The organism is Rhizobium sp. SVR5-2C, from assembly GCF_056755115.1.
The window spans coordinates 12,445-37,398 of the sequence record NZ_JBNDHT010000028.1; the positions used below are offsets into that span (position 1 = coordinate 12,445).

Sequence of the window (24,954 nt, forward strand, 5' to 3'; positions counted from 1 at the left end):
TCATTGATCGACAGTATTTGAACGACAGGGTCTGATGACGTCATCGCTCCCTGTCCGAAGGAACGGGAACGAATGACCGATAGCAATGACGACAAGACGCTTGGAGCAAAGAAGACGCTTACCCTGAAGCCATCGGGGATGAGCCAGGGCACCGTGCGCCAGGATATGGGTCGCGGTCGCACCAAGGCGGTCGTTGTCGAGACTCGCAAGCGGCGCCCGATGCGCCCTGAAGACGAGCGTCCGATCACGCCGGCTCAGGCCCCGGCACCTGCGCCCCGTGCGGCAGAATCCGCTCCGGCGGCAAAGCAGGCGCCTGCGCCGCGTATCCATCCACCGGGGGGCCAGCCGCCGCGTCCGCAGCAGCAGTCTTCGCAGGCTACCCGCCAGCAGGACCGTCCGCGTCCGGTGGTTCTGAACCATCTGTCGCCCGAGGAAATGGATGCTCGCCGCCGCGCGCTCGCCATGGCACAGGTCCGCGATGCCGAGGATGCGGTTCGCCGCGCCGAGGAAGAAAAGCGCCGTGCAGCCGAGGAAGCCGCCCGGCGCGAAGCGGAAGCAGCTGAAGCAGCTGAAACGGCACGCCGCGCAGCCGAAGAAGCCGCCCGTGCCCCGGCGCCAGTCGAAAACGCTCCGGTTGCGGAAGCAGTCCAGGTCGAGGCGCCGCGCCCTGCTCCGGCAGTGCGCCGTCCGGATACTCCGGCCCCTGCCACCGCCCGCCCGGCGCCTGGTGCGCCCGCACCGGCAGGACGCGCCCGCCGTCCGGAAGCTGAAGACGAGGAGCGCGCAGCGCCTCGTGGGGCTCCCGCCCGCGGCAGGGTTGTTCGCCCGGAACCGGCAAAGCCGGTGACGACGCGTCCGAAGACCGAAGAGGAGCGCCGCCGCGGCAAGCTGACGATCACCACCGCAAACGTCGATGACGACGGCAATGCGCGCGGCCGTTCGCTGTCCGCTATGCGCCGCCGCCAGGAGAAGTTCCGCCGCAGCCAGATGCAGGAAACCCGCGAGAAGGTTGTCCGCGAAGTCATCCTGCCTGAGACCATCACCATTCAGGAGCTGTCGCAGCGCATGTCCGAACGCGCCGTCGACGTCATCAAGTACCTGATGAAGGAAGGCCAGATGATGAAGCCGGGCGACGTAATCGACGCCGACCTAGCTGAACTCATTGCCGGCGAATTCGGCCATACCGTCAAGCGCGTCTCCGAATCCGACGTTGAGCTCGGCATCTTCAATGTTGCCGATCAGGAAGGCGATCGCGTTTCGCGTCCGCCGGTTGTTACGATCATGGGTCACGTCGACCACGGCAAGACCTCGCTGCTCGACGCCATCCGTCATGCCAACGTGGTTGCCGGCGAAGCCGGTGGTATCACGCAGCATATCGGCGCCTACCAGGTCGAACAGAACGGTCAGAAGATCACCTTCATCGACACCCCCGGCCACGCTGCGTTCACGGCCATGCGCGCCCGCGGTGCGCAGGCCACCGACATCGCAATCCTCGTCGTTGCAGCTGACGACAGCGTCATGCCGCAGACGATTGAATCGATCAACCACGCCAAGGCGGCCGGTGTTCCGATCATCGTGGCGATCAACAAGGTCGATAAGCCGACCGCCGATCCGCAGAAGGTGCGCACGCAGCTCCTGCAGCACGAAGTCTTCGTGGAATCGATGGGCGGTGAAGTTCTCGACGTCGAAGTTTCGGCCAAGACGGGCTTGAACCTCGACAAGCTGCTGGAAGCCATTCTGCTGCAGGCCGAAATTCTGGACCTCAAGGCCAATCCGAACCGCACGGCGGAAGGGACGGTCATCGAAGCCCAGCTCGACCGCGGCCGAGGTTCGGTTGCCACCGTTCTCGTCCAGAACGGCACGCTGAAGCCCGGCCAGATCATTGTTGCTGGCGATGTCTGGGGTCGTGTCCGCGCACTCGTCAACGACAAGGGCGAGCACGTCAAGGAAGCCCCGCCGGCCATGCCGGTCGAGGTGCTTGGCCTTTCCGGTACACCGCAGGCCGGTGACAGGTTCGCCGTCGTCGAAAACGAGGCTCGTGCGCGTGAAATCTCCGAGTACCGCCAGCGTCTGGCCCGCGATAAGGCTGCTGCCCGCCATTCGGGTCAGCGTGGTTCGCTGGAACAGATGATGAGCCAGCTTCAGGCGGCAGGCGTCAAGGAATTCCCGCTGGTCGTCAAGGGCGACGTGCAGGGTTCGATCGAAGCGATTGCCGGCGCGCTCGACAAGCTGGGAACCGACGAAGTTCGCGCCCGCATCGTGCATTCTGCGGCTGGCGGTATCACCGAGTCGGATATTTCTCTGGCAGAGGCTTCCGGTGCCGCAATCATCGGCTTCAACGTCCGTGCCAATGCACAGGCCCGTACCTTGGCCGAGCGTCAGGGCATCGAAATCCGCTACTACAACATCATCTACGACCTCGTGGATGACGTTAAGGCGGCAATGTCCGGCCTGCTTTCTCCGGAGCGCCGCGAAACCTTCCTCGGCAATGCCGAGATCCTCGAGGTGTTCAACATCACGAAGGTCGGCAAGGTTGCAGGTTGCCGCGTTACCGAAGGCAAGGTCGAGCGTGGTGTCGGCGTCCGCCTCATCCGCGACAACGTCGTCATCCACGAAGGCAAGCTCAAGACGCTCAAGCGCTTCAAGGACGAGGTCTCGGAAGTGCATGCCGGCCAGGAATGCGGTATGGCTTTCGAGAATTACGAAGACATCCGCGCAGGCGACACGATCGAATGCTTCCGCGTCGAGCACATCACGCGGACGCTCTGATCGTGTGATATTGGAAATTTGGACGGGCGCCGGATCACTGAGGCCGGCGCCCGAACCTTTTGAGGCAAAGAAAAATGGCAACAAGACCAACAACCTCCGCACCTTCGCAGCGTATGCTGCGCGTCGGCGAGCAGGTTCGCGCCGCTATCACGCAGGTTCTGCAACGCGGTGAAGTGCGCGATGACGTGATCGAGAAGACCGTCATTTCCATCTCCGAAGTCCGCATGTCGCCCGATCTGAAGATCGCGACAGCCTATGTTACGCCGCTCGGTGTGACGGATCATGATGCGGTGATCGCTGCGCTGAACCGCAATGCGAAGTTCATCCGCGGCCGGCTCGGACCGCAGCTGCGACAGATGAAGTACATGCCGGAAGTGCGTTTCCGCGACGACACCAGCTTCGACAACTACAAAAAGATCGACGAACTGCTCCGCTCGCCCGAGGTTCAGCGCGACCTCGACGGCGATACTGAAGAGCAATAGCAGAAGAAACGAATGTCAAAACCACGCAAACCCAAGGGCCGCCCGGTTTCCGGCTGGCTGATCCTCGACAAGCCGGTGGATTTCGGCTCGACGGAAGCCGTCTCCAAGATCAAATGGCTCTTCAAGGCCCAGAAATGCGGCCATGCCGGCACACTCGATCCTCTTGCTTCGGGAATGCTGCCGGTAGCGCTCGGCGACGCGACCAAGACCGTTCCTTATGTCATGGACGGCCGCAAGATCTACGAATTCACGGTAACCTGGGGTGAGGAACGCGCAACGGACGATCTCGAGGGCGATGTGACCCAGAGCTCCGATAAGCGCCCGAGCGAACAGCAGATCCGCGACCTCCTGCCGAAATACACAGGCGTCATCAGTCAGGTTCCCCCGCAGTTCTCGGCGATCAAGATCGCCGGTGAGCGCGCCTACGATTTGGCGCGCGATGGCGCGGCGGTGGAGATTCCATCCCGTGAAGTCGAGATTTTCCGGCTGACGCTGCTTGCCTGCCCGGATGAAAATACCGCGCATTTCGAAGTGGAATGCGGCAAGGGCACCTATGTGCGCGCGCTCGCTCGCGACTTAGGCCGCGATTTCGGCTGCTACGGGCATATCTCGGGCCTTCGCCGGACCTTCGTTGCGCCCTTTGCCGAGGAAACAATGGTACCGCTCGCCGATCTCGTCGCGCTTGAGGCGATCGAGGATGCGGATGAACGCCTTGCCGCACTGGACGCGCTTCTGATTGATACCAGTGAAGCACTCTCCTCGCTGCCGCACCTTGTCGTCAACGATGACCAGGCGCACCGGCTCAAGATGGGCAATCCGATCCTCGTGCGCGGCCGTGATGCACCGGTTGCCGAAAGCGAAGCTTATGCGACGGCGCGTGGCAAGCTGATCGCGATCGGCGAGATCGGCCAGGGGGAATTCCGCCCGAAGCGTGTCTTCGTCTGAGCTTCAGTTCCAGCCGGAAGAGGGGTGCCCGGCATGCCTCTTCCCTTTGCTGTCTGAATGGTTTATAGGCAGCGCCAGCATCAGGCAGGCCTGATTGCATTCGCGGCCGAAGCTGGACGACATCCCGGCTTTTGGCGACTTCATTCTCCTCTCATGGAAAGGAACATCCGATGTCGATTACTGCTGAGCGCAAGACCGCCCTTATCAAGGAATACGCAACGTTCGAAGGCGACACCGGTTCTCCGGAAGTCCAGGTTGCGATCCTGACCGAGCGGATCAACAACCTCACGGAACACTTCAAGGGCCACAAGAAGGACAACCATTCCCGCCGTGGTCTGCTGACAATGGTTTCCAGCCGCCGTTCGCTTCTTGATTACCTCAAGAAGAAGGACGAAAGCCGTTACTCCAAGCTGATCTCCAGCCTGGGTATCCGCCGCTGACGGTTTTCCGGCGGGCGCTCTTCGGGCGCCCGCCGGATTCTTTTGAGGGTCGAGAACCCCTGAATTTCTACCGCCGCGCCCTATCTTCGCGTGGAGGAAACACGGCGGACCCGGATGGGCCGGTTCTGCCAAACCAACCGTTGACCTGTCATGGGGCAGGATTGCCGGATGCTTTCGACCAAAGTCTTTCAGGAGGCTTTGGTCCGGTTTCTCAGTAAACCGAGGATGAAAAGCCTCCCGTTGTCTTGCCCATGATGTGTCACATTAATTGCGGTCGACTGTGCGCTGCGCTTCTGGCGATGGCACGCGCTCCCGCATTGAAGGACAAGACATATGTTCGATACCCATACCGTGGAAATCGAGTGGGCAGGCCGCCCGCTAAAGCTGGAAACCGGCAAGATCGCCCGTCAGGCTGACGGCGCCGTTCTGGCTACCTACGGCGAAACCGTCGTTCTGGCGACTGTTGTTTCCGCCAAGGCTCCGAAGCCCGGTCAGGATTTCTTCCCGCTGACCGTCAACTACCAGGAAAAGACCTACGCAGCCGGCAAGATTCCCGGCGGCTATTTCAAGCGCGAAGGCCGCCCGAGCGAAAACGAAACCCTCGTTTCCCGCCTGATCGACCGCCCGATCCGTCCGCTCTTCCCGGAAGGCTACAAGAACGACACGCAGGTCGTCGTCACCGTCATTCAGCATGACCTGGAAAACAATCCGGACATCCTGTCGATGGTTGCCACTTCCGCCGCTCTGACTCTCTCCGGCGTTCCCTTCATGGGTCCGGTCGGCGGCGCGCGCGTCGGCTATATCAACGGCGAATACGTCCTGAACCCGCATCTCGACGAGATGGACGAATCGGTGCTCGACCTCGTCGTTGCCGGTACGCACGATGCCGTTCTGATGGTCGAATCCGAAGCCAAGGAACTGAACGAAGACATCATGCTCGGTGCTGTCATGTTCGGTCACCGAGGCTTCCAGCCGGTTCTCGACGCGATCATCAAGCTTGCCGAAGTGGCTGCCAAGGAGCCGCGCGAGTTCCAGCCGGAAGACTACTCCGAACTCGAAGGCGAGATGTTGACGCATTTCGAAGCTGAACTTCGCGACGCCTACAAGATTACCCAGAAAGCCGACCGTTACGCCGCCGTCGACGCCGTCAAGGCAAAGGTCAAGGCCCACTTCCTGCCGGAAGAAGGCGAAGCCAAGTACACGGCCGAAGAAGTCGGCGCCATCTTCAAGCACCTGCAGGCAAAGATTGTTCGTTGGAACATCCTCGACACCAAGAGCCGTATCGACGGCCGCGACCTCGAAACCGTTCGTCCGATCGTTTCGGAAGTCGGCCTGCTGCCGCGTACCCACGGCTCGGCGCTCTTCACCCGCGGTGAAACGCAGGCGATCGTCGTTGCCACGCTCGGCACCGGCGAAGACGAGCAGTACGTCGATTCGCTGACGGGCATGTACAAGGAGCGCTTCCTGCTTCACTACAACTTCCCGCCCTACTCCGTAGGCGAAACCGGCCGCATGGGCTCTCCGGGCCGCCGCGAAATTGGTCACGGCAAGCTTGCATGGCGCGCGATCCACCCGATGCTGCCGTCGGCTGAGCAGTTCCCCTACACGCTGCGCGTTGTCTCCGAAATCACCGAGTCGAACGGCTCGTCCTCGATGGCAACCGTTTGCGGTACCTCTCTGGCGCTGATGGATGCAGGCGTTCCGCTTGCAAAGCCAGTTGCCGGTATCGCCATGGGCCTGATCCTCGAAGGTGACCGTTTCGCCGTTCTCTCCGACATCCTCGGTGACGAAGACCACCTCGGCGACATGGACTTCAAGGTTGCCGGTACCGCTGACGGTATCACCTCGCTGCAGATGGACATCAAGATCGCCGGTATCACCGAAGAGATCATGAAGGTTGCGCTCAGCCAGGCAAAGGGCGGTCGCGCTCACATTCTCGGCGAAATGGCCAAGGCCATCACCGAGAGCCGTGGCCAGCTCGGCGAGTTCGCACCGCGCATCGAAGTCATGAACATTCCGGTCGACAAGATCCGCGAAGTCATCGGCTCCGGCGGCAAGGTCATCCGCGAAATCGTCGAAAAGACCGGCGCCAAGATCAACATCGAAGACGACGGCACCGTCAAAATTGCCTCGTCCTCCGGCAAGGAAATCGAAGCGGCCCGCAAGTGGATCCACTCGATCGTTGCTGAGCCGGAAGTTGGCCAGATCTACGAAGGCACGGTCGTCAAGACCGCCGACTTCGGCGCCTTCGTCAACTTCTTCGGCGCCCGTGACGGCCTGGTCCACATCTCGCAGCTCGCTTCCGAGCGCGTGGCGAAGACGCAGGATGTCGTCAAGGAAGGCCAGAAGGTCTGGGTTAAGCTCCTCGGCTTCGACGAGCGCGGCAAGGTCCGCCTGTCGATGAAGGTCATCGACCAGGCGACCGGCCAGGAACTCCCGGCTGCCGAAAAGAAGAAGGAAGAAGCGGCCGAGTAAGCCGCACCCTTCCAATCGTTCATGGGCGCGGGAGTTTCCCGCGCCCTTTTTGTATTCGAAGATGAGAAAAGATCATGAGCCGCGAGACGCTGAAGACCCTGTTCCATCCCTTTGTGACCCGTACCATCGATGCGCCGGGCGAGGGCGAGCGTGTGCTGTTTCTGGGCGCCGAAGCAGGCTTTGCACTGCCGGAAGGGTTTGCCGCCTCGCTGAGCGCCGTACAGGGCTGCCGAGCGCTCTACAGACAGCTGCTGTCGCAGCGTATCGAAACATCGCCTGAGATCGAAGGCGACGACTATGATGCGGCTCTCGTGCTCTGCACCAAGCACAAGGGCGAGAACGAGGCCAACATCGCCGCAGCGCTTTCCCGCGTTAAGGTGGGTGGCCTGGTCGTTGTCGCCGGCGGCAAGGAAGACGGTATCCAGCCGCTGCGCAAGCGCATGGAAGGCCTCGGCCTCGATGTCGAACACATGCCGAAATATCACGGCGTCGCCTTCTGGTTCGTTCGTCCCGAAGATGTCAAGGAAGCCTTGGCGAAGCTCGCCAAGGCACCTGTCCGCGTCGACGGCCGCTTCATCGCCTCGCCAGGCATGTTCTCGCACGACCGCATTGACGACGGCTCGGAGCTGCTCGCATCGCGCATGCCGACGGATTTCACAGGCGACGCAGCCGATTTCGGCGCCGGTTGGGGTTATCTGTCGGTCGAGCTTGCCGAGAAGTCGCCGAAGCTCGAGCGGCTTGACCTTTATGAGGCCAATTACGCCTCCCTCGAGGCTGCGAAGGGCAATCTGGCAGAGAACTGCCCTGACGCGCCAGCGCGCTTCTTCTGGCACGATCTGGCGGCTGAGCCGGTCAAGGACAAGTACGACCTGATCATCATGAACCCGCCTTTCCACGAAAGCCATGCGGCCGAGCCCTCGCTCGGTCAGGCGATGATCAAGACCGCCGCCTCATCCCTGCGCGGCGGTGGCCGCCTGATGCTCGTCGCCAATCGTGGCCTGCCCTATGAGCCCGTGCTTGCCGCAAACTTCAAGGAGAGCGGCGAGACCTGCCGCAACGCGCGCTTCAAGGTGCTGTGGGCGAAGAAGTAATCCGCATAGGCAGCCTCTCCCGGCTAGACTTGTTGCCAATGCGCTGAAGTCGAGGGGAGAGAGCCATGGATACGGAAGCGAACAAGACACTCGTGAGGGCCTATGTCGAGGCATTCAACCGCTTCGACATGAAGACGCTGCGCGCGCTATTTGCCGACGCCGCGCGGATTTACGGTGTTCTGGGCTATGGTGGTCTGGATGATGTCGAACCCATCTGGCGAGAGCTCCACGAGGGCATGAACGTAAACCTTGAGATCCTCGATATCGCCGCCGAGGGAGAAAATGTCGTGGTCCGCTACAGGGAAACTGGGCGCTATTCGGGATTCTTCCGCGGCCTCGTCGGCCATAATCCGACCGGCAAGAACTATGAATTACCGCGGTGGAGTGGTTCGTCGTCGACAATGGGAAGATAGCGACCCGATGGGGCGCCAGAGACTCCGCCGCCATCCTGCGGCAGGTCGCGCACGCCTAAAGCATGCGTCTCGGAACAAAGCCGGGCTCGTGTTCAAGCCCGGCTTCCTGTTCTTACTCGACATCCGCCGTGCGCAGCGTTTCGAGCGTCGGCATCGAGGTGATGTTGAATCCGGCATCCACGAAGTGGATCTCGCCGGTAACACCAGTGGAGAGATCGGACAGCAGGTAGAGCGCGGAATTGCCGACCTGATCGATGCTTACGGTCTTGCGGAGCGGCGCATTGCGCTGGTTCCACGAGAGGATCGCGCGCGCATCCGAGATACCGGCGCCTGCGAGTGTCCGGATCGGGCCCGCGGAGATCGCGTTGACGCGGATGCCGCGCGGGCCATAGTCGGCGGCGAGATAACGGACGGAAGCTTCGAGAGCTGCCTTTGCCACGCCCATGACGTTGTAGTTCGGGATGACGCGCGTCGACCCGTTATAGGTCAACGTCAGCATGGAGCCGCCCTCGTTCATCAGCGGCGCGCAGCGCTTGGCGATTTCCGTGAAGGAGAAGCAGGAGATCACCATCGTGCGGCTGAAATTTTCGCGGGTGGTGTCTGCGTAAAGACCCTTCAGTTCGTTCTTGTCGGAAAAGCCGATGGCATGGACGATGAAATCCAGCTTGCCCCAGCGCTCCTTGATCGCCTCGACGACGCCATCAACCGAGGCGATGTCGTCCACGTCGCAGGGTACGATGAAATCCGATCCGGTTTCTGCTGCCAACGGCTTCACCCGCTTGCCAAGGGCTTCGCCTTGGTAGGTGAACGCAAGCTCAGCGCCTTGGGCTGCGAGCGCCTTTGATATGCCCCATGCGATAGAATGGTTGTTTGCGACGCCCATGATGAGCCCGCGCTTACCGTGCATTATTCCTGCCATGTTACTATCCGTTGTAGCGCTGGAAGACGAGCGTGGCGTTGGTACCGCCGAAGCCGAAGGAGTTAGAGAGAGCAATATCTACCTTGGCGTTGTCGATGCGCTTGCGAACGATCGGCACGCCCTCGAATTCCGGATCGAGTTCCGTGATGTGGGCGCTTTCGCCGATGAAGCCTTCCTGCATCATGAGAAGCGAGTAGATCGATTCCTGAACGCCGGCAGCCCCCAGCGAGTGGCCGGTCAGCGACTTGGTCGACTGGATGTGAGGGATACTGTCGCCGAAAACTTCCCGGATCGCGCCGATTTCCTTGCTGTCACCCACCGGTGTCGAGGTGCCGTGCGTGTTGATGTAGTCGACGTTGCCTTTGACGGTGGAAAGCGCCTGACGCATGCAGCGCACCGCACCCTCTCCCGAGGGAGCAACCATGTCGTAGCCGTCCGAGGTCGCACCGTAGCCGACGATCTCGGCGTAGATCTTGGCGCCGCGCGCCTTGGCATGCTCCAGTTCTTCGAGCACGAGAACGCCTGCGCCGCCGGCGATCACAAAGCCGTCACGGCTGACGTCGTAGGCGCGCGAGGCACTTTCCGGCGTATCGTTGTACTTGGAGGACATCGCACCCATGGCGTCGAAGAGGTTGGACATCGTCCAGTCGAGGTCCTCGTGACCGCCGGCGAACATCACGTCCTGCTTGCCCCACTGGATCATTTCCGTGGCGTTGCCGATGCAGTGCGCGGACGTCGAGCAGGCCGAGGAGATCGAATAGTTGACGCCGTGGATCTTGAACCAGGTTGCAAGCGTTGCCGATGCCGTGGACGACATTGCCTTGGGCACGGCAAACGGGCCGATGCGCTTGGGGCTGTTGTTCTTAATGGTGATCTCGGCGGCTTCGATCAGGGTGCGGGTGGATGGCCCGCCGGAGCCCATGATGATGCCGGTGCGTTCGTTGCCGCTCACCGTGGACTCCTCGAGACCGGAATCGGCAATCGCCTGCTTCATGGCAACATGGTTCCAAGCACCGCCCTGCGACAGGAAGCGCATGGCTCGGCGGTCGACGAGATCGGTGGGGTCGAGGCTCGGGCGGCCCCAGACGTGGCATTTGAAGCCATGCTCTGCAAAATCGTTGGAGAAGGAAATGCCTGACTTGGCGTCGCGCAGCGAGGCGGTGACTTCCGCAGCATCATTGCCGATCGAGGACACTATACCCAGACCCGTGACAACTACCCGTCTCATCGTTTCAACCTTTTCATTGTTTTATTCGTGAAGGAGCCGGGCCGTTCCGCCCGGAGCGATCATGCGACTTTGTCCTGGAAAAGTCCGACGCGCAGATCGGTCGCCTTGTAGATTTCCTCGCCATCCGCCTTCATCCAGCCGTCGGCGATGCCGAGCACGAGGCGGCCGCGCATGACGCGCTTGAAGTCGATCCCATATTCGACCAGCTTGGTCTTTGGCGTCACCATGCCGGTAAACTTCACTTCGCCGGTCGAGATCGCCCGGCCCTTGCCGGGTTCGCCCAACCAGCCGAGGAAGAAGCCCGTCAGCTGCCACATGGCATCGAGGCCGAGGCAGCCAGGCATCACGGGATCGCCCATGAAGTGGCAGGGAAAGAACCACAGGTCCGACGTGATATCGAACTCTGCGCGTACGAAACCTTTGCCATGGGGTCCACCCTCTTCAGAAATCTGCGTGATGCGATGGAACATCAGCATGGGCGGCAGCGGCAGCTGCGCATTGCCCGGGCCGAACATTTCGCCGCGGCCGCAAGTCAGGATTTCCTCATAGGTGAAGCTGGATTGTTTCGTTGTCATGAAAATTCTGTTCCCTCGCCACGAGCCGATGGATGTGAGTGTTTAGTCCAAGTTCAAAGGAAAATGAAGCATAAGCATGGCTGGGTTCACCTCCCTGTCCTCAACTAACCTGTTGCGTTATTTGGTGGTCGCATACAGGAAGGCTAGGGCTGCTGCCAGACCCAATTGCGTCAGAAGCCCGATTTTCCGGCGTTTCAGGGTCCATTGTCCCCATCGAAGCTATTGAAACGCTTCGGCGCAAAAGTTATATGGCTTAAAGAAACCTGATTGATTGACGCTAGAATAACCGGAGTTCCTCCCTGATGGCGGCTGAAGCGCCGATTGCTATCGAAGCCAGACTGCGCTGCGCGGGCCTGCGGCCGACCCGCCAGCGCGTTGCGCTCGGCGATCTTCTCTTTGCAAAGGGCGACCGGCATCTGACGGTCGAGGAGCTGCACGAAGAAGCAGTGGCTGCAGGCGTGCCGGTTTCCCTGGCGACGGTCTACAACACGCTGCACCAGTTTACCGAAGCGGGCATGATCCGCGTTCTCGCCGTCGAGAGCGCCAAGACCTATTTCGACACCAACGTCTCCGATCACCACCATTTCTTCGTCGAAGGCGAGAATGAAGTACTGGATATTCCGGTCAGCAACCTGACGATCGACAATCTGCCGGAGCCGCCCGAGGGCATGGAAATCGCCCATGTCGACGTGGTGATTCGCCTGCGGCCGAAGCGCTGATTTTTTACATCACATCATCAGGGTGACGTCCGGGCTTGTGCCTGTAGACAGGGAACGTCCACCCGAACCATAAGGCCCCGCCGCGCACCGCGAAGGCGGCGATAACGCCGACAGCCGAAGCTATGTAGAGCGACAGGCCGAGTTCGGTCGCTCCGGTAAAGACGCCTGCGCCGACAAGCGCCGCCGTAATGTAGATCTCGGGCCTGAGAAGCACCGAGGGTTCGTTGGCCATCAGATCGCGCAGGATGCCCCCGAAGGTTGCCGTCAATGTGCCGGTGACGAGTGCGATCGTCGGCGAGCCGGTCGCCGCGAGGCCCTTGGCCGCACCCATGACGCAATAGGCGGAAAGACCTACCGCATCGAGCCAGATGAGAAGGCGATAGCGTGATTCCACCAGATGCGCCGTGAAGAAGACCACAATACCCATCGCACAGCAGATGACGATATAGTCGGGGTTCAGCACCCAGAAGACCGGCACGCGGCCGAGGACGATGTCGCGCACCGTTCCGCCGCCTGTGCCCGTCACCATTGCGAAGAAAAGAAAGCCGATCAGGTCAAGCTGCTTGCGCGAGGCAGCGAGTGCCCCCGTTGCCGCAAAGAGCGCGACGCCGGCATAATCGAGATAGACAAGCAGAGACATGGTCGGACCTCAAAGCCGGCAGACGATGACAAACTGAATCACGGCGGCAAGGGCGGCGCAAGGCGGATCCTCCAGAATGCGCGGCTGTCAGCGTCAAACCGCCCAAAAGAGGAAAGCCGTGAAAACGCTTCTTATCGTTCTGAACCTCATCGCTCTGCTTGTCGTGCCCACGGCCGCATTGGCGCAGCAATCGCTGATCTCGGATCCGGAAATCTATGAAAAAAAGCATTTCACCGAGCAGTGCACCAAGGCCGAGTTTTCGGACACGTTCGTGACGCGCCAGGACATCAACAACGATGGTCTTATCGATGCGGTGGTCAATGAGGGTGAATTGACCTGCGATGGAAAAAAGGGGCCGCAGTGCAACGACGACGGCTGCACCTATAACTTCTACCTGCAGGTGGCCGAGGGTGGCTACTTCATGATCGCGACGGCGCAAATCTATGGCTACGATTTCGTCAAGCGGTTCGGCAATATGGTGCTGGCCATGAAGATGCACCCGCGCTTCTGCGATCGCACCGACGGCGAAGCCTGCATTGTAACGGCGCGCGTTCGGGGCACGAAGTTCGTCACCATCTCGAAGAAATAGCGTCTCAGCCGGGATAGAGCTCGGACGTCCGGCCAGCAAAGTAATAGCCGACGAGGCCGTACCATTCGCGCACGGCCGTTGCCATGTTCTGCGCATTCAGGCTCGGCTGCGTGAAATCGATGCCGAGGGTCACCTTGCCGTCTGTCCGGTAATCTGTCGGCCATGGCGCGATCTCGATGCCCTGCTTGCGAAAAATGCCGACCGAACGTGGCATGTGATAGCCGGATGTGATCAGCAGGCAGTTCGACAATCCCTGGCTTTCAAGCAGCTTCTTGGTATTCAGCGCGTTCTCGAACGTCGTGCGTGATGTCGTCTCTTCGACAAGCCGTTCGCGTGGAATTCCAAAGGCCGGAAAGAAGCGCGCCGAAGCTGCCGCGTCGCCCTCATAGCCTCCGGACAGCGAGCCGTCGCCTCCTGAGATCAGGATTCGCGATTGCGGGTATTTCTGTGCCAGCCGCAGTGTCTCGAGAAAGCGGTCCGCGGCAGCGTTGAACTCGATTCCGTGTTTGGCAGTGTTGACCTCGTTTTCGAAGGCGCCGCCGAGAACGATCATGCACTGCAAATTATCCGGATCACGATCCGGCTTTGGAAACCGTGTTTCAAGTCCCTGGAGAAGGAAATTGCCCGTGGTGGTGAAAAGGACGACGAAGAGCAGGAGTGCAGCCAGTGCCGAGAAAAATGCGCCGAACTTCCCGCGGCCGAGTACGATCGCAAGGAATGCAAATAGCGCAAGGAAGAAGGCCAGCGAGAGCGGCTGGCCGAAAACCCAGACCAACTTCGAAAATAGAAACAACGATTTCACCTCACGCGAAAGACAGCGGCATCCTATCCGATTCGAGGTTAACGGAAATAACAGGCGTGCGACGCCCGCCAGGCAGCCGCCGCTGGGAGAATTGAACGGTTAGACCGAGCTGCATATGCGCCGGTTGCAAAGGTGACGCTCAGCTCTCTTTGTGCGGCCTAGCCCCGAAAAGTCGGTTAAATCTCGCAACTGGTGGATTGAGTTATTTTTATAACCAGCATAGTAGCGTCAACAACTTCTAGAAGGGAACGCGCAGGTGCCAGATCCGGTAGATATTCTCGTCGGCCGCAACGTCAGAAAGCTTCGCGCCCGTCGCCGCGTCTCGCAACTCGAGCTGGGTGAAGCGCTCGGCCTGACCTTCCAGCAGATCCAGAAATACGAAAAGGGCACCAATCGCGTCTCAGCCAGCAAATTGCACCAGATCGCGGTTTTTCTGGGTGTCGAAATCTCCGCCCTTTTCGAGGGGGTGCACACGTCCGATTCTCCGGGAAGGATCGAGCTGAGCCCGGAGGCTTACGAATTGGCGGTCAACTATGACAGGCTTCACTCGCCGGCGGGCAAGGAGGCAGTCAAAACGATTCTGACGTTGATGGGCGCGGAAAAGGCTGTCTGACGCGTTGAGACGTCAAACGCCTGCTTCAAAGCAGTTTCGATTTTCTAGTGAAGCTCGCGCTCGTGCAGCGCGACGAGCAGTTCGTCCTGCGTGTGATGCCCGGCTTCGTAGAGATCGATCGCGACACTGGCGATCGATAGCCCCTGCTGGCTGCGCAGCTTGATGTTGCGCTCCGCACACCAAGTATAAAGTGCGCCGGCAAGGACGTCGATGTCGTCCCGCTGAAAGGACAAGGAGGCTGCTGCCGTCATGGTAGTGACCTTTGATTAGTTGTTCCCCAGTATTCCACGGCTAGGAAGGCTGCTATTTCGGCAAGTTGCAAGCAGCATCAGCAGCCTGCGTTAACGCTGGCCATATTGGTTGCTCGTCATGTTTCAAATTGAAACACAAGTCACCCTTCGGCGGGGGCGGCGCCGATAGCGTGCGATTTTGGACCATGCCTAGATTTCTCAACTAAAGCCCTGGCATCGATCACGCTTCGAGCTTTCGTATTCAAAGTCCGAGTTTCGATCTGTGCAACTCGGCAAACAAAAAGCCGGGAGAAAGTCTCCCGGCTTCGATTTAAATACTGTCGCTGACCTCAGCCTTCGAAGAATTCCTTCATCCGGGCAAAGAAGCCCGTTGATTCCGGATTGTTCTCCCTCGAAGAAAGCTGCTCGAATTCCTGCAACAGTTCGCGTTGGCGCTTGGAGAGCTTCTGCGGCGTCTCGATCTGGATCTGGATGTAGAGGTCACCCGTCTGACTTGAGCGCAGCACGGGCATGCCCTTGCCCTTGAGACGGAACTGCTTGCCGGCCTGCGTCCCTTCCGGAACGGAGACCCGGGACTTGGTGCCGTCGAGCGTAGCGACATCGAAGGTCCCGCCAAGGGCTGCCGTCGTCATCGAGATCGGAACGGCACAATAGAGGTCCGCTCCATCGCGCTGATAGAATTCATGCGGCTTCACCGACAAGAAGATATAGAGATCGCCAGACGGCCCGCCTCGCGCCCCGGCTTCGCCCTCGCCCTGCAGGCGGATCCGCGTGCCGTCTTCGATACCGGCCGGGATATTGACGGAGAGCGAACGCTCTTCCGTCACGCGTCCCTGGCCATGGCACTTCGGGCACGGATCGGGGATGATCTGGCCGCGGCCGTGGCAGGTCGGGCAGGTCCGCTCGATCGAGAAAAAGCCCTGTGCGGCGCGAACGCGGCCGGACCCCTGACAGGTGCCGCAGGTTTTCGGCTGAGTACCCGGCTTGGCGCCCGAACCGGAGCAGACATCGCAGGTGATCGACGTCGGAACCCGGATTTGCGCCGTCTTGCCGGAGAAGGCCTCTTCCAGCGAGATTTCCATGTTGTAGCGAAGATCAGCGCCGCGTTCGCGTCCGCCCGAAGAGCGCTGTCGTCCGCGGCCGCCGCCCATCATCTCGCCAAAGATGTCCTCGAAGATGTCGGAGAAGCCACCACCGCCGGCAAAGCCCGCACCGCCACCGAAGCCGCCGGCACCCATGCCGCCGTGTTCGAAGGCTGCGTGGCCATAGCGATCATAGGCGGCCCGCTTCTGCGGATCCTTGAGGATTTCGTAAGCCTCGTTGATTTCCTTGAACTTGTGTTCCGCGGCCTGGTCATCTGGGTTCTTGTCCGGATGAAATTTCATCGCCAGCTTGCGGAAAGCGCTTTTCAGCTCTTTTTCGTCTGCCGTCCTAGCGACACCGAGCGTTTCGTAAAAGTCCGCTTTTGCCAATTTACACCCCGGAAATGGATTTCCGGCTGCCCTGAGGCAGCCGGATCGCAGTATTTAGCATAACCACCCTGCCGCGGATTACGCGGACTTTTTGCGGTCGTCGTCCTTGACTTCTTCGTAGTCGGCATCGACGACATTGTCATCGCCACCGGCTGCGGAGGCATCAGCCGTGCCGGCTTCAGCCTGCTGGGCTTCGTAGATCGCCTGCCCGAGCTTCATGGAAACTTCCATAAGGGTCTGCGTCTTCGCCTTGATGTCCTCAGCATCCGGATCGGTTGCTTCGGCTGCAGACTTCAGAGCGGCAATCGCGTCGGAGATCGCGGTGCGGTCGGCCTCGGAGACCTTGTCACCATAATCCTTCAGCGACTTTTCCGTGGAGTGGACCAAGCTCTCTGCCTGGTTCTTGGCTTCCACGGTTTCGCGGCGCTTCTTGTCTTCGGCGGCATGCGATTCGGCATCCTTGACCATCTTTTCGATGTCGGCGTCGGAAAGGCCGCCAGACGCCTGGATGCGGATCTGCTGTTCCTTGCCGGTACCCTTGTCCTTGGCCGAAACCTGAACAATGCCGTTCGCGTCGATGTCGAAAGTGACTTCGATCTGCGGAACGCCGCGCGGCGCCGGCGGAAGACCGACGAGGTCGAACTGGCCGAGCAGCTTGTTGTCGGCAGCCATTTCGCGCTCGCCCTGCGAAACGCGGATGGTAACGGCCTGCTGGTTGTCGTCAGCGGTCGAGAAGGTCTGCGACTTCTTCGTCGGAATCGTCGTGTTGCGTTCGATCAGACGGGTGAAGACGCCGCCGAGGGTCTCGATGCCGAGAGACAGCGGGGTTACGTCGAGAAGCAGGACATCCTTGACGTCGCCCTGCAGAACGCCAGCCTGGATGGCGGCGCCGAGAGCAACGACTTCATCCGGGTTGACGCCCTTGTGCGGTTCCTTGCCGAACAGCTGCTTGACGACTTCCTGGACCTTCGGCATGCGGCTCATGCCGCCCACGAGAACGACTTCGTCAATATCGGCGGGCGTAACGCCGGCATCCTTGAGCGCTGCCTTGCAGGGAGCGATCGTGCGCTGGACGAGATCGTCGACCAGGCTTTCGAGCTTGGCGCGCGTCAGCTTCAGCGTCAGGTGCTTCGGGCCGGAAGCGTCAGCCGTGATGAACGGCAGGTTGATTTCGGTCTGCTGCGAGGACGAGAGTTCGATCTTTGCCTTTTCAGCAGCTTCCTTGAGGCGCTGCAGGGCAAGCTTGTCGTTCTTCAGGTCGATGCCGTTGTCCTTCTTGAACTCGGCTGCGAGATATTCGACGAGACGCATGTCGAAGTCTTCACCACCGAGGAAGGTGTCACCGTTGGTCGACTTCACTTCGAAGACGCCGTCGCCGATTTCGAGGATCGAGATATCGAAGGTACCGCCGCCAAGGTCGTAGACGGCGATCGTCTTGCCTTCCTTCTTGTCGAGGCCGTAGGCGAGTGCCGCTGCGGTCGGCTCGTTGATGATGCGGAGAACTTCGAGGCCTGCAATCCTGCCCGCATCCTTCGTCGCCTGACGCTGCGCGTCGTTGAAGTAGGCCGGAACGGTGATGACGGCCTTCTCGACCTTCTCACCGAGATAGGATTCGGCTGTTTCCTTCATCTTCTGAAGGATCATTGCGGAGACCTGCGCGGGCGAATAGCCCTTGCCGTTGGCTTCGACCCAGGCGTCGCCATTGTCGCCCTTGACGATATTGAAGGGGACGAGGCTCTTGTCTTTTTCAACGGTTGGATCTTCGTAGCGGCGGCCGATCAGGCGCTTGACCGCGAAGAGGGTGTTCGTTGGGTTGGTGACGGCCTGGCGCTTCGCCGGCTGGCCGACAAGGCGTTCGCCGTCGTCGGTAAATGCCACCATGGAAGGGGTCGTGCGCGCGCCTTCCGCATTTTCAATGACCTTCGCGTCCTTGCCGTCCATGACAGCGACGCAGGAATTTGTTGTTCCGAGGTCGATACCAATTACTTTTGCCATGTCATTTACTCCTTGAAGCAAGCTGTCGGAACCCGAAAAGGCATTTCCCTGACAGCCCCTTACGGGATGGGGTCTCCGGAATTAACGCAATCGTGATTGCGGTGATGCGGGGTATATAAGGAGCGGTTTTCTGGACTGCAAGGCGGGAAATACCCGAGATCCAGCAAAGCGAACGTGTTGCATTCACTTTCTATAAGGGATCGAGCTGCCAGGCTCCTTCGGGTGTCTGCAGTTTTCATCCCCGGGCGCCGTGTGCCGACAGTAGAGCGCTGGCTATTGCCCCATGATGAGATCGAGCAGCGTGGTCCGACGCGGCTGAACGGAAGACGTCGATGACGGACCGCCGATCTCTTCCGGCGGCACAACATTTCCATAACCACCGTCGGGTCCGATGTCGCCAGGCGGAACCGGTCCTCCTTGCGTCGCGATGGCCTGCTGTTGCTGGCCAGGTGGAGGAGGAAACCGCCTCTGCTCCTCGGCGCTATCCCCGCCGCCGAAAACACCGGAAATGATTCCGCCGATCGTCGTTGGCTGCTCCTGCATCGGTTGGGGTTCTCCCTGGACCATCGGTTGATTACCGAGGCCATTCGGGTCCGCGATGAATTGGCCGCTGCCGAATAGAGGAGCCGGAGAAAGACCCTTATGCGCGGCAATCATGAATTCCTGCCATGCCTTCGCAGGCAAGCCGCCGCCGGTGACCTTCTTCATCGGCGTGCCGTCGTCATTGCCGAACCAGACGCCGGTCGTCAGATTGCTGGTGAAGCCGACAAAGAGGGCGTCCCGGGAGTTCTGCGTCGTGCCCGTCTTGCCGGCCGCCTGCCAACCGGGAATCTTGGCGGCTTTGCCTGTCCCTGTTTCGATCGTGCCCATCATCATGGCATTCATGTTGGCGACGACGGCTTCTGACAGAACGCGTGGCGGGTTGTCATAGGTGTTCTCGTAGAGCACCTTGCCGTCGGCCGTTGTCACCCGCCGGATCACGTGGGGCGTTGCCTTGTAGCCGCCGTTCATGAAGGCGGCATAGGAGGCCGTCAGCTCCATGAGCGACACTTCCGATGTGCCAAGTGCGATCGAGGCATTCGGCTGCAGTTCGGTCTCGATGCCGAGACGGTGGGCAAGCTTGATGACCTGCTCCGGCCCGTCGTACATCACCAGCTGGGCGGCGACCGTGTTCAGCGATTTCGCAAGCGCCGTTGCGAGCGTTACCTCGCCATTGTATTTCTTCTCGTAATTCTCGGGCGTCCAGTTGCCGATACGGATCGGCGCGTCGTTGAAGACGGAAAACGGCGTCAAACCCTTTTCAAGTGCAGCGGCATAAACGAAGGGTTTGAAGGAGGAGCCAGGCTGACGCTTTGCCTTGACGGCGCGATTGAACTGGCTTTCGGCATAGTCCCTGCCGCCGACGAGCGCCCGGATTGCCCCCGTGCCATCGATTGAGACGAGAGCCGCCTGCGAAGCGACGAGCTTTGCGCCCTCTTTGCGAAGAATATCGTTCAGCGACTGATCGGCCTTCTTCTCCAGCCCCTTGTCGATTGTCGTATCGACGATGAGGTCTTCCTTGACGTCGCCGATCAGGCCCGGCAGTTCGTCCATAACCATATCGGCCACATACTGGCCAGCGCCGGACCAATAGCTTTTCGCCTTGGAGGGCGCCTGCGTCATCGCCGTCTTCACTTCGTCGTCGGTAATGTAGCCCTGGTCCCGCATGGCCAGCAGCACCACCTGCGCGCGGGCATTGGCAGCTTCCGGATCACGCGCCGGCGAAAGGCGCGACGGCGCTTTGACGAGGCCGGCAAGCAAGGCCGCTTCGCCAAGATTCACGTCCCGTGCCGACTTGTTGAAGTAACGGCGTGCTGCCGCCTCCACGCCATAGGCGTTCGAGCCGAAATAGACGCGGTTCAGATACATCGCAAGGATCTGGTCCTTGGTGTATTTCTGCTCGAGCCAGAAGGAGAGCAGCACCTCCTGCACCTTGCGCTCCAGCGTGCGCTCCGGCGAGAGGAACAGGTTCTTGGCGAGCTGCTGCGTCAGGGTCGAGCCGCCTTGGATCGGCTGGCCGGTCAGATTGTTGATGAAGGCACGCGCCAGCCCCATCGGGTCAACGCCGAAATGCGAGTAGAAGCGCCGGTCCTCGATCGCCACGATCGCCTGCGGAATGTAGGGCGACATCTGATCGAGCGAGAGTGCCTCGCCGCCGGTGGCGCCGCGATTGGCGATCACGCTGCCGTCGACCGAAGTGATCTTGACGTTCGGCGGCCTGTCTGGGATCGCCCAGGTGCTGGCGCTCGGCATGCGCGAGCCGTAATAGAACACGAGGCCCGCAACGCCGATGCCGGCCCAGATACCGAGGACGATGCACCAGTAGATGACCCGGCGCAGAAAAGCGAAGAGCCCGCCGCCGTCCCGCTCCGGGGGGGCGCGCCTTTCGCGGCGCCTGCGTTCAGGAGCGCGGTTGCGGGATGGTTTTTGGGCTGGGCGTTTGGCGCCACGGCGGCCGTCGATGCGGTCTTCATCATCCAGCGCGAAATCGTCGTCGTCTTCATAGCGGTCGCGGCCGCCGAAGGACGGTTCGATTCTATCGCGTGATCTGCCTCTGCCTGCCATTCCGGACGGTCGCACCCCATATGTCGCGAACGCACGCCCTTGCGCGCAATCATCCGGTTGGAGTGTAAATACGGCGATTTAAGGGGTGGTTAAGACCGGGAACGAGTGACCTCAGCCGAGCTTCAGCCCAGGGATTTTCGCATAGCTGCCATTCGTTGCGATTGTCACAAAACTGACATATATCGCGCCATCTTGCGCCGAATAAATAAGCAATAAGCGCAGTAGCTAGGCATTATCGATGAATACTTATCCTGAAAGAATCGACGAAAACAGGCTCCGCGAGATCTGGACCGCCCATGAATTTGCCCGGCAGTCCCGATTGAGCAAGATGGAAGAAAGCCGATTGAAGATGCTGCATGGTCCGCTTGCGAGAGGCACCAACTCGTAACAAGCGGCACGAACAACTGCCCCTCGGTAATTGGGAACCTTTAGGTCCTCTGCTCGTTTATTTGAGAGCGGGACAGCCCTCAAGTCCCGCAAAGATCGGCCGTTTCCCCTCAAGGCGTGCCGATCGAAATCAGGCCCGGTGGCTCTTTCGGAGCGCCGGGCTTTTTCCATTCGGGTGAAGTGGACGGCGGCATCTCTGCCGCCTAGGTCTGTTAGTCGCGGCAAGCCGGATCGCCCGGGCAAACGGGACGCCTTGGCCGGCCGCCATCGCCGCCGCGATTGCGGTTGCCGCCATTGTCCTGACGCTCGAAATTGCGGCGATCGCGATCGAATTCCTGGCGCCGGCCCCTGTCCGAACCCGTGTCGACATCGGGCCTGCGTTCAAAGCCACGGCCGAAATTCTGCGGGCGATCGCTATCCAGCCTTCGTTGGATATCGGGGCTACGCTCGGGACGACGATTGAAATCCCGACGCTCGGGACTACCGAAGTCGGGGGATATGCCAGGGCTTCGGTTAAAGCTGGGCCGGCGATCCGGTTCCCGGTCGAAATCCGGGCGCCGACCCGGTCCTGGTCTGGATTCGAAATCAGGTCCGCGGCTGGGGCCGCGATAGACGTTCGGACCGCGGCTCCAGCGGTCGCGGTAGCGGTAGAAGTCGCGGTTGCGGTAATGGCGATCCCAGTAGTTGCCAAAGCTGAAGACCACCACCGGAATACCGAGCGGGCGATAATATTCGGGTCCGAGGTAAACGCGGCGCTCCTGGTAAATGGCCTGGACATAGCGACCATGCACCCAACCGCGGCCACCGTAGAACTCCACGTCGCACCATGGTGTATCGGCAAGGCAGCCGTAAATTTCAACGGATTCGCCTGCGGGGATCACGGCGACGGCCGGGTAGCCGGTGCTCGGGCCGGCGCGCATATTAACGTTCGCCGTTGCGAAGCCTTCCGCCGCCTGGGCGATAGCGGGGGCAAGCAGCAGCATGCCCGCGGCGGCAATCTTCAAAAGGGTGGTTTTCACGTTTCAACTCCCAAGGTGGGTGTGCGCGCATGCCACACCGTTTTTGTTCTTGCTCCGGCTTTGTGCCGGTTCGTGACATAGCTAAGCGCTTGCCGATTTCCTCGGCAATCATTCACTTTGTCTTCAATGATTTATAACAAGTCACTTATGAACGCAGCTTGAATGGAAGAAGCTGAAATGTCTGGGAGGCCTTGAAATCGCCGGAACGGCTTCCGATATGAGGTTCAACAGATTGCAGCCGTCGGAAGCTGTGCGCGCTTCGAGCGAGCCTAATTCCGATCATGAGCCTTCTCCCTCCGATCGCTCCGGCTGCAGAGTCCGCTTTCTCCTTGACCACGGATGTACTGGCATCGAAGCGAGCGGATGACGAAAGGCCGGTTTTAACCGGCCTTTTTGTTTGTCTGTACGGCGTGCTCCGGTAAATCGCGAGGCACGCTTTTTTATCTTCAGGCTGCCAGGGCTTCGAGGATGCGCACCCAGGAGCGGATGCCCTTGTGGTAGGAGGCAAGCTCGTATTTCTCGTTCGGCGAATGGATTCTATCGTCGGAAAGACCAAAACCGACGAGCAGGGACTCCATGCCAAGCATCCGCTGGAAATCGCCAACGATCGGGATAGAGCCGCCCATGCCGATGACGACGGCGGGTTTCGGCCATTCGTCGGAAAGCGCGTTCTTCGCCTTGGTGATCACCGGAGAATCGTAGGAGAGGTGAATCGCCGGCGAGCCGCCATGGGCATGGAACTCGACCGAGCAATCGGCCGGAACCTTCGAGCGCACATAGGTTCGGAAAGTCTCTCTGATCTTGGCCGGATCCTGCTTGCCGACAAGGCGGAAGGAGACCTTGGCGGATGCCTTGGCGGCAATCACCGTCTTGAAGCCTTCCCCGGTATAGCCACCCACTATGCCGTTGACTTCGGCCGTCGGACGCGCCCAGGTGAGCTCCAGGACCGAGCGGCCCTTTTCGCCTGAGGGTACCGACAGACCGACCTGGCCGAGGAAGCTTTCTGCGGTCTGGCCGAGCTTCTCCCACGAGGCCTTGATGTTTGCTGGGGTTTCCTCGACGCCGTCGTAGAAGTTCTCAAGCGTAATGCGGCCGGTTTCGTCATGAAGCCCGGCGAGGGCTGCCGTCAGCACATGGATAGGGTTCGCCGCTGCACCGCCGAAGAGGCCAGAATGCAGGTCGCGGTCGGCCGCCGTCACCACGACTTCTTCGCCGACAAGGCCGCGAAGCGCAGCGGCAATAGCCGGGGTATCGCGGTCCCACATGCTGGTGTCGCAGACAAGCGCATAGTCAGCCTTCAACTCGGCGGCATTCGCCTCGAGGAAGGGCTTGAGCGACGGAGAACCGGATTCTTCCTCCCCTTCGAAGAGGATCGTGATGCGGCAGGGGAGCGAGCCGTTGACCTCCTTGTAGGCGCGGCAAGCTTCGACGAAGGTCATCAACTGACCCTTGTCGTCTGCGGTGCCGCGGCCGGTCAGGATTTTGCGGCCGTTTTCCACCTCCTTGATGGCGGGCTCGAAGGGATCGTTCTCCCAGAGCTCGATCGGATCGACCGGCTGAACGTCATAGTGGCCGTAGAACAGCACATGCGGCGCATCGGCGCTGGCGCCGGCATGATGCGCAACCACCATCGGGTGACCGGGGGTGTCGCGGGTGGAGGCTTCGAAGCCCAGCATCTTCAAATAGGCGACCAGCCATTCGGCTGCCTTGCGGCAATCGGCTTTGTAAGCCGGATCGGTCGAGATCGATTTGATACGCAGCAACTCAAACAGGTTTTCGAGGCTCGAACCGAGATTCTGATCCGCCCGCGAGAGTACCGGGGTAATGTCCGTCATTGTCGACTCCTTTCGAAATTGGCCGGACGATAGACCAAAGGCTGGCGCGTTTCGAGCAGGAAAAACGGAATTTTGGAAGGCGTGAACGCACGGTTCTCCGGCGCCGGGACAGCGGGGGGCTGCCTCAGGGATGCAAGCCTGCGGCTGTCGCTGGGCCGTTCTGAGCGATCAGATTTTCTTGGCGTTTTCGAGAAGGCGGCGGATGTACTCCAGCATCAGCTCCCGCTCGAAGGTTCTGAACCCGTCGAAAAGCGCCAGGTCCGCTTCCCGCGCTATCTTTACCGCCTCATCCTCCATCGCTCGTGCATTGGGCGTCAGGAAGATCAATTGCGCCCGCTTGTCGGAAGGGTGCGGTTTGCGCTCAATAAGGCCATCGCGTGCCATTCGTGCAAGCGTATTGGCCATTGTCGCCTGTTCGATATCGACGCGTTCGAGCAATTGCTTCTGCGTCAGGCCATCCTCGGCCCAAAGTTCGAGAAGAATCGGGAATTGGCCGGGAGAAAAGCCGAGCCCTGCCGCTCGCTGCTGCAGCGAGCGGGCAAACCCCTTGGCCAGCTGGCTGGCAAGGTAAGCTCCCGAGTCTATCCTTTTAAATCCCATGATTGTAGTTAGACGCAAAAACGGATCCGAAACAATGCAACAAATTGTATGCGATGAACCAAATTCGCCGTTGCGCGCGAAATGAGCATTG

22 protein-coding genes are annotated in these 24,954 nt (G+C 60.4%); 10 read left to right on the forward strand and 12 right to left on the reverse strand.

Annotated features, from left to right (window positions below):
- Positions 1-72 precede the first annotated feature (72 nt).
- The 7 genes from infB to ACPYOI_RS10650 all read left to right on the forward strand — a co-directional run bounded on the left by infB (position 73) and on the right by ACPYOI_RS10650 (position 8,615).
- A complete protein-coding gene (gene infB / locus ACPYOI_RS10620; protein ID WP_481415658.1) occupies positions 73-2,769 on the forward strand; it encodes a translation initiation factor IF-2 in 2,697 nt (898 codons plus the stop codon).
- A 74-nt stretch (positions 2,770-2,843) separates the two neighbouring features.
- Positions 2,844-3,251 (forward strand): 30S ribosome-binding factor RbfA, encoded by a 408-nt coding sequence (gene rbfA / locus ACPYOI_RS10625; protein WP_168827860.1) that lies wholly within the window; start codon positions 2,844-2,846, stop codon positions 3,249-3,251.
- Between the two features lie 12 nt (positions 3,252-3,263).
- Positions 3,264-4,196, forward strand: coding sequence for a tRNA pseudouridine(55) synthase TruB (truB, locus tag ACPYOI_RS10630; RefSeq protein WP_481415659.1), 933 nt, complete (start codon positions 3,264-3,266; stop codon positions 4,194-4,196).
- Positions 4,197-4,366: 170 nt separating this feature from the next.
- Positions 4,367-4,636: a 30S ribosomal protein S15 gene (gene rpsO, locus ACPYOI_RS10635; RefSeq protein WP_168827862.1), complete on the forward strand. Its 270-nt coding sequence runs from the start codon at positions 4,367-4,369 to the stop codon at positions 4,634-4,636.
- A gap of 333 nt (positions 4,637-4,969) precedes the next feature.
- A complete protein-coding gene (pnp, locus tag ACPYOI_RS10640) occupies positions 4,970-7,111 on the forward strand; it encodes a polyribonucleotide nucleotidyltransferase (RefSeq protein ID WP_481415660.1) in 2,142 nt (713 codons plus the stop codon).
- A gap of 74 nt (positions 7,112-7,185) precedes the next feature.
- The gene (locus ACPYOI_RS10645) at positions 7,186-8,202 is read left to right on the forward strand and encodes a class I SAM-dependent methyltransferase (RefSeq protein ID WP_481415661.1); all 1,017 of its coding nucleotides are present in this window, start codon (positions 7,186-7,188) and stop codon (positions 8,200-8,202) included.
- A 65-nt stretch (positions 8,203-8,267) separates the two neighbouring features.
- Complete coding sequence (locus tag ACPYOI_RS10650; RefSeq protein ID WP_481415662.1) at positions 8,268-8,615, forward strand: nuclear transport factor 2 family protein; 348 nt, start codon at positions 8,268-8,270, stop codon at positions 8,613-8,615.
- 112 nt (positions 8,616-8,727) lie between these two features.
- Here ACPYOI_RS10650 and fabI read toward each other — a convergent pair whose 3' ends face one another.
- The 3 genes from fabI to fabA are packed head-to-tail and all read right to left on the reverse strand — an operon-like array spanning position 8,728 to position 11,337.
- Complete coding sequence (gene fabI, locus ACPYOI_RS10655) at positions 8,728-9,534, reverse strand: enoyl-ACP reductase FabI (protein WP_481415663.1); 807 nt, start codon at positions 9,532-9,534, stop codon at positions 8,728-8,730.
- 4 nt (positions 9,535-9,538) lie between these two features.
- Positions 9,539-10,762, reverse strand: a complete 1,224-nt coding sequence (fabB, locus tag ACPYOI_RS10660) for a beta-ketoacyl-ACP synthase I (RefSeq protein WP_481415664.1) — start codon at positions 10,760-10,762, stop codon at positions 9,539-9,541.
- A gap of 59 nt (positions 10,763-10,821) precedes the next feature.
- Positions 10,822-11,337, reverse strand: a complete 516-nt coding sequence (gene fabA, locus ACPYOI_RS10665; RefSeq protein WP_481415665.1) for a 3-hydroxyacyl-[acyl-carrier-protein] dehydratase FabA — start codon at positions 11,335-11,337, stop codon at positions 10,822-10,824.
- A gap of 302 nt (positions 11,338-11,639) precedes the next feature.
- On the opposite strand from fabA, the gene irrA reads away from it, so the two are divergent.
- A complete protein-coding gene (irrA, locus tag ACPYOI_RS10670; RefSeq protein WP_481415666.1) occupies positions 11,640-12,056 on the forward strand; it encodes an iron response transcriptional regulator IrrA in 417 nt (138 codons plus the stop codon).
- A gap of 4 nt (positions 12,057-12,060) precedes the next feature.
- On the opposite strand, the gene ACPYOI_RS10675 is transcribed toward irrA, so the two are convergent.
- Complete coding sequence (locus ACPYOI_RS10675) at positions 12,061-12,696, reverse strand: trimeric intracellular cation channel family protein (RefSeq protein WP_481415667.1); 636 nt, start codon at positions 12,694-12,696, stop codon at positions 12,061-12,063.
- A gap of 118 nt (positions 12,697-12,814) precedes the next feature.
- Here ACPYOI_RS10675 and ACPYOI_RS10680 point away from each other — a divergent pair, with 118 nt between their 5' ends.
- Positions 12,815-13,285 (forward strand): hypothetical protein, encoded by a 471-nt coding sequence (locus ACPYOI_RS10680; protein ID WP_481415668.1) that lies wholly within the window; start codon positions 12,815-12,817, stop codon positions 13,283-13,285.
- 4 nt (positions 13,286-13,289) lie between these two features.
- Here the strand turns inward: ACPYOI_RS10680 and ACPYOI_RS10685 are convergent, their stop codons facing one another.
- Positions 13,290-14,078, reverse strand: a complete 789-nt coding sequence (locus tag ACPYOI_RS10685; protein WP_481415669.1) for a YdcF family protein — start codon at positions 14,076-14,078, stop codon at positions 13,290-13,292.
- A gap of 265 nt (positions 14,079-14,343) precedes the next feature.
- Between ACPYOI_RS10685 and ACPYOI_RS10690 the strand changes: the two genes are divergently transcribed.
- Positions 14,344-14,700 (forward strand): helix-turn-helix domain-containing protein, encoded by a 357-nt coding sequence (locus tag ACPYOI_RS10690; RefSeq protein ID WP_168827874.1) that lies wholly within the window; start codon positions 14,344-14,346, stop codon positions 14,698-14,700.
- Positions 14,701-14,744: 44 nt separating this feature from the next.
- On the opposite strand, the gene ACPYOI_RS10695 is transcribed toward ACPYOI_RS10690, so the two are convergent.
- The 7 genes from ACPYOI_RS10695 to ACPYOI_RS10725 all read right to left on the reverse strand — a co-directional run bounded on the left by ACPYOI_RS10695 (position 14,745) and on the right by ACPYOI_RS10725 (position 24,848).
- Positions 14,745-14,951, reverse strand: a complete 207-nt coding sequence (locus tag ACPYOI_RS10695; protein ID WP_481415670.1) for a hypothetical protein — start codon at positions 14,949-14,951, stop codon at positions 14,745-14,747.
- 329 nt (positions 14,952-15,280) lie between these two features.
- Positions 15,281-16,423: a molecular chaperone DnaJ gene (gene dnaJ / locus ACPYOI_RS10700; RefSeq protein WP_481415671.1), complete on the reverse strand. Its 1,143-nt coding sequence runs from the start codon at positions 16,421-16,423 to the stop codon at positions 15,281-15,283.
- A 78-nt stretch (positions 16,424-16,501) separates the two neighbouring features.
- A complete protein-coding gene (dnaK, locus tag ACPYOI_RS10705) occupies positions 16,502-18,418 on the reverse strand; it encodes a molecular chaperone DnaK (RefSeq protein ID WP_168827877.1) in 1,917 nt (638 codons plus the stop codon).
- Between the two features lie 273 nt (positions 18,419-18,691).
- Positions 18,692-21,022: a transglycosylase domain-containing protein gene (locus ACPYOI_RS10710; protein WP_481415672.1), complete on the reverse strand. Its 2,331-nt coding sequence runs from the start codon at positions 21,020-21,022 to the stop codon at positions 18,692-18,694.
- Positions 21,023-21,621: 599 nt separating this feature from the next.
- Positions 21,622-22,428 carry an SH3 domain-containing protein gene (locus ACPYOI_RS10715; RefSeq protein WP_481415673.1) on the reverse strand — a complete coding sequence of 269 codons (807 nt, stop codon included), beginning with the start codon at positions 22,426-22,428 and terminating at the stop codon, positions 21,622-21,624.
- Between the two features lie 446 nt (positions 22,429-22,874).
- Positions 22,875-24,263, reverse strand: a complete 1,389-nt coding sequence (locus ACPYOI_RS10720; protein ID WP_481415674.1) for a M20/M25/M40 family metallo-hydrolase — start codon at positions 24,261-24,263, stop codon at positions 22,875-22,877.
- Positions 24,264-24,431: 168 nt separating this feature from the next.
- Positions 24,432-24,848 (reverse strand): MarR family winged helix-turn-helix transcriptional regulator, encoded by a 417-nt coding sequence (locus ACPYOI_RS10725; RefSeq protein WP_168828728.1) that lies wholly within the window; start codon positions 24,846-24,848, stop codon positions 24,432-24,434.
- Positions 24,849-24,954 lie beyond the last annotated feature (106 nt).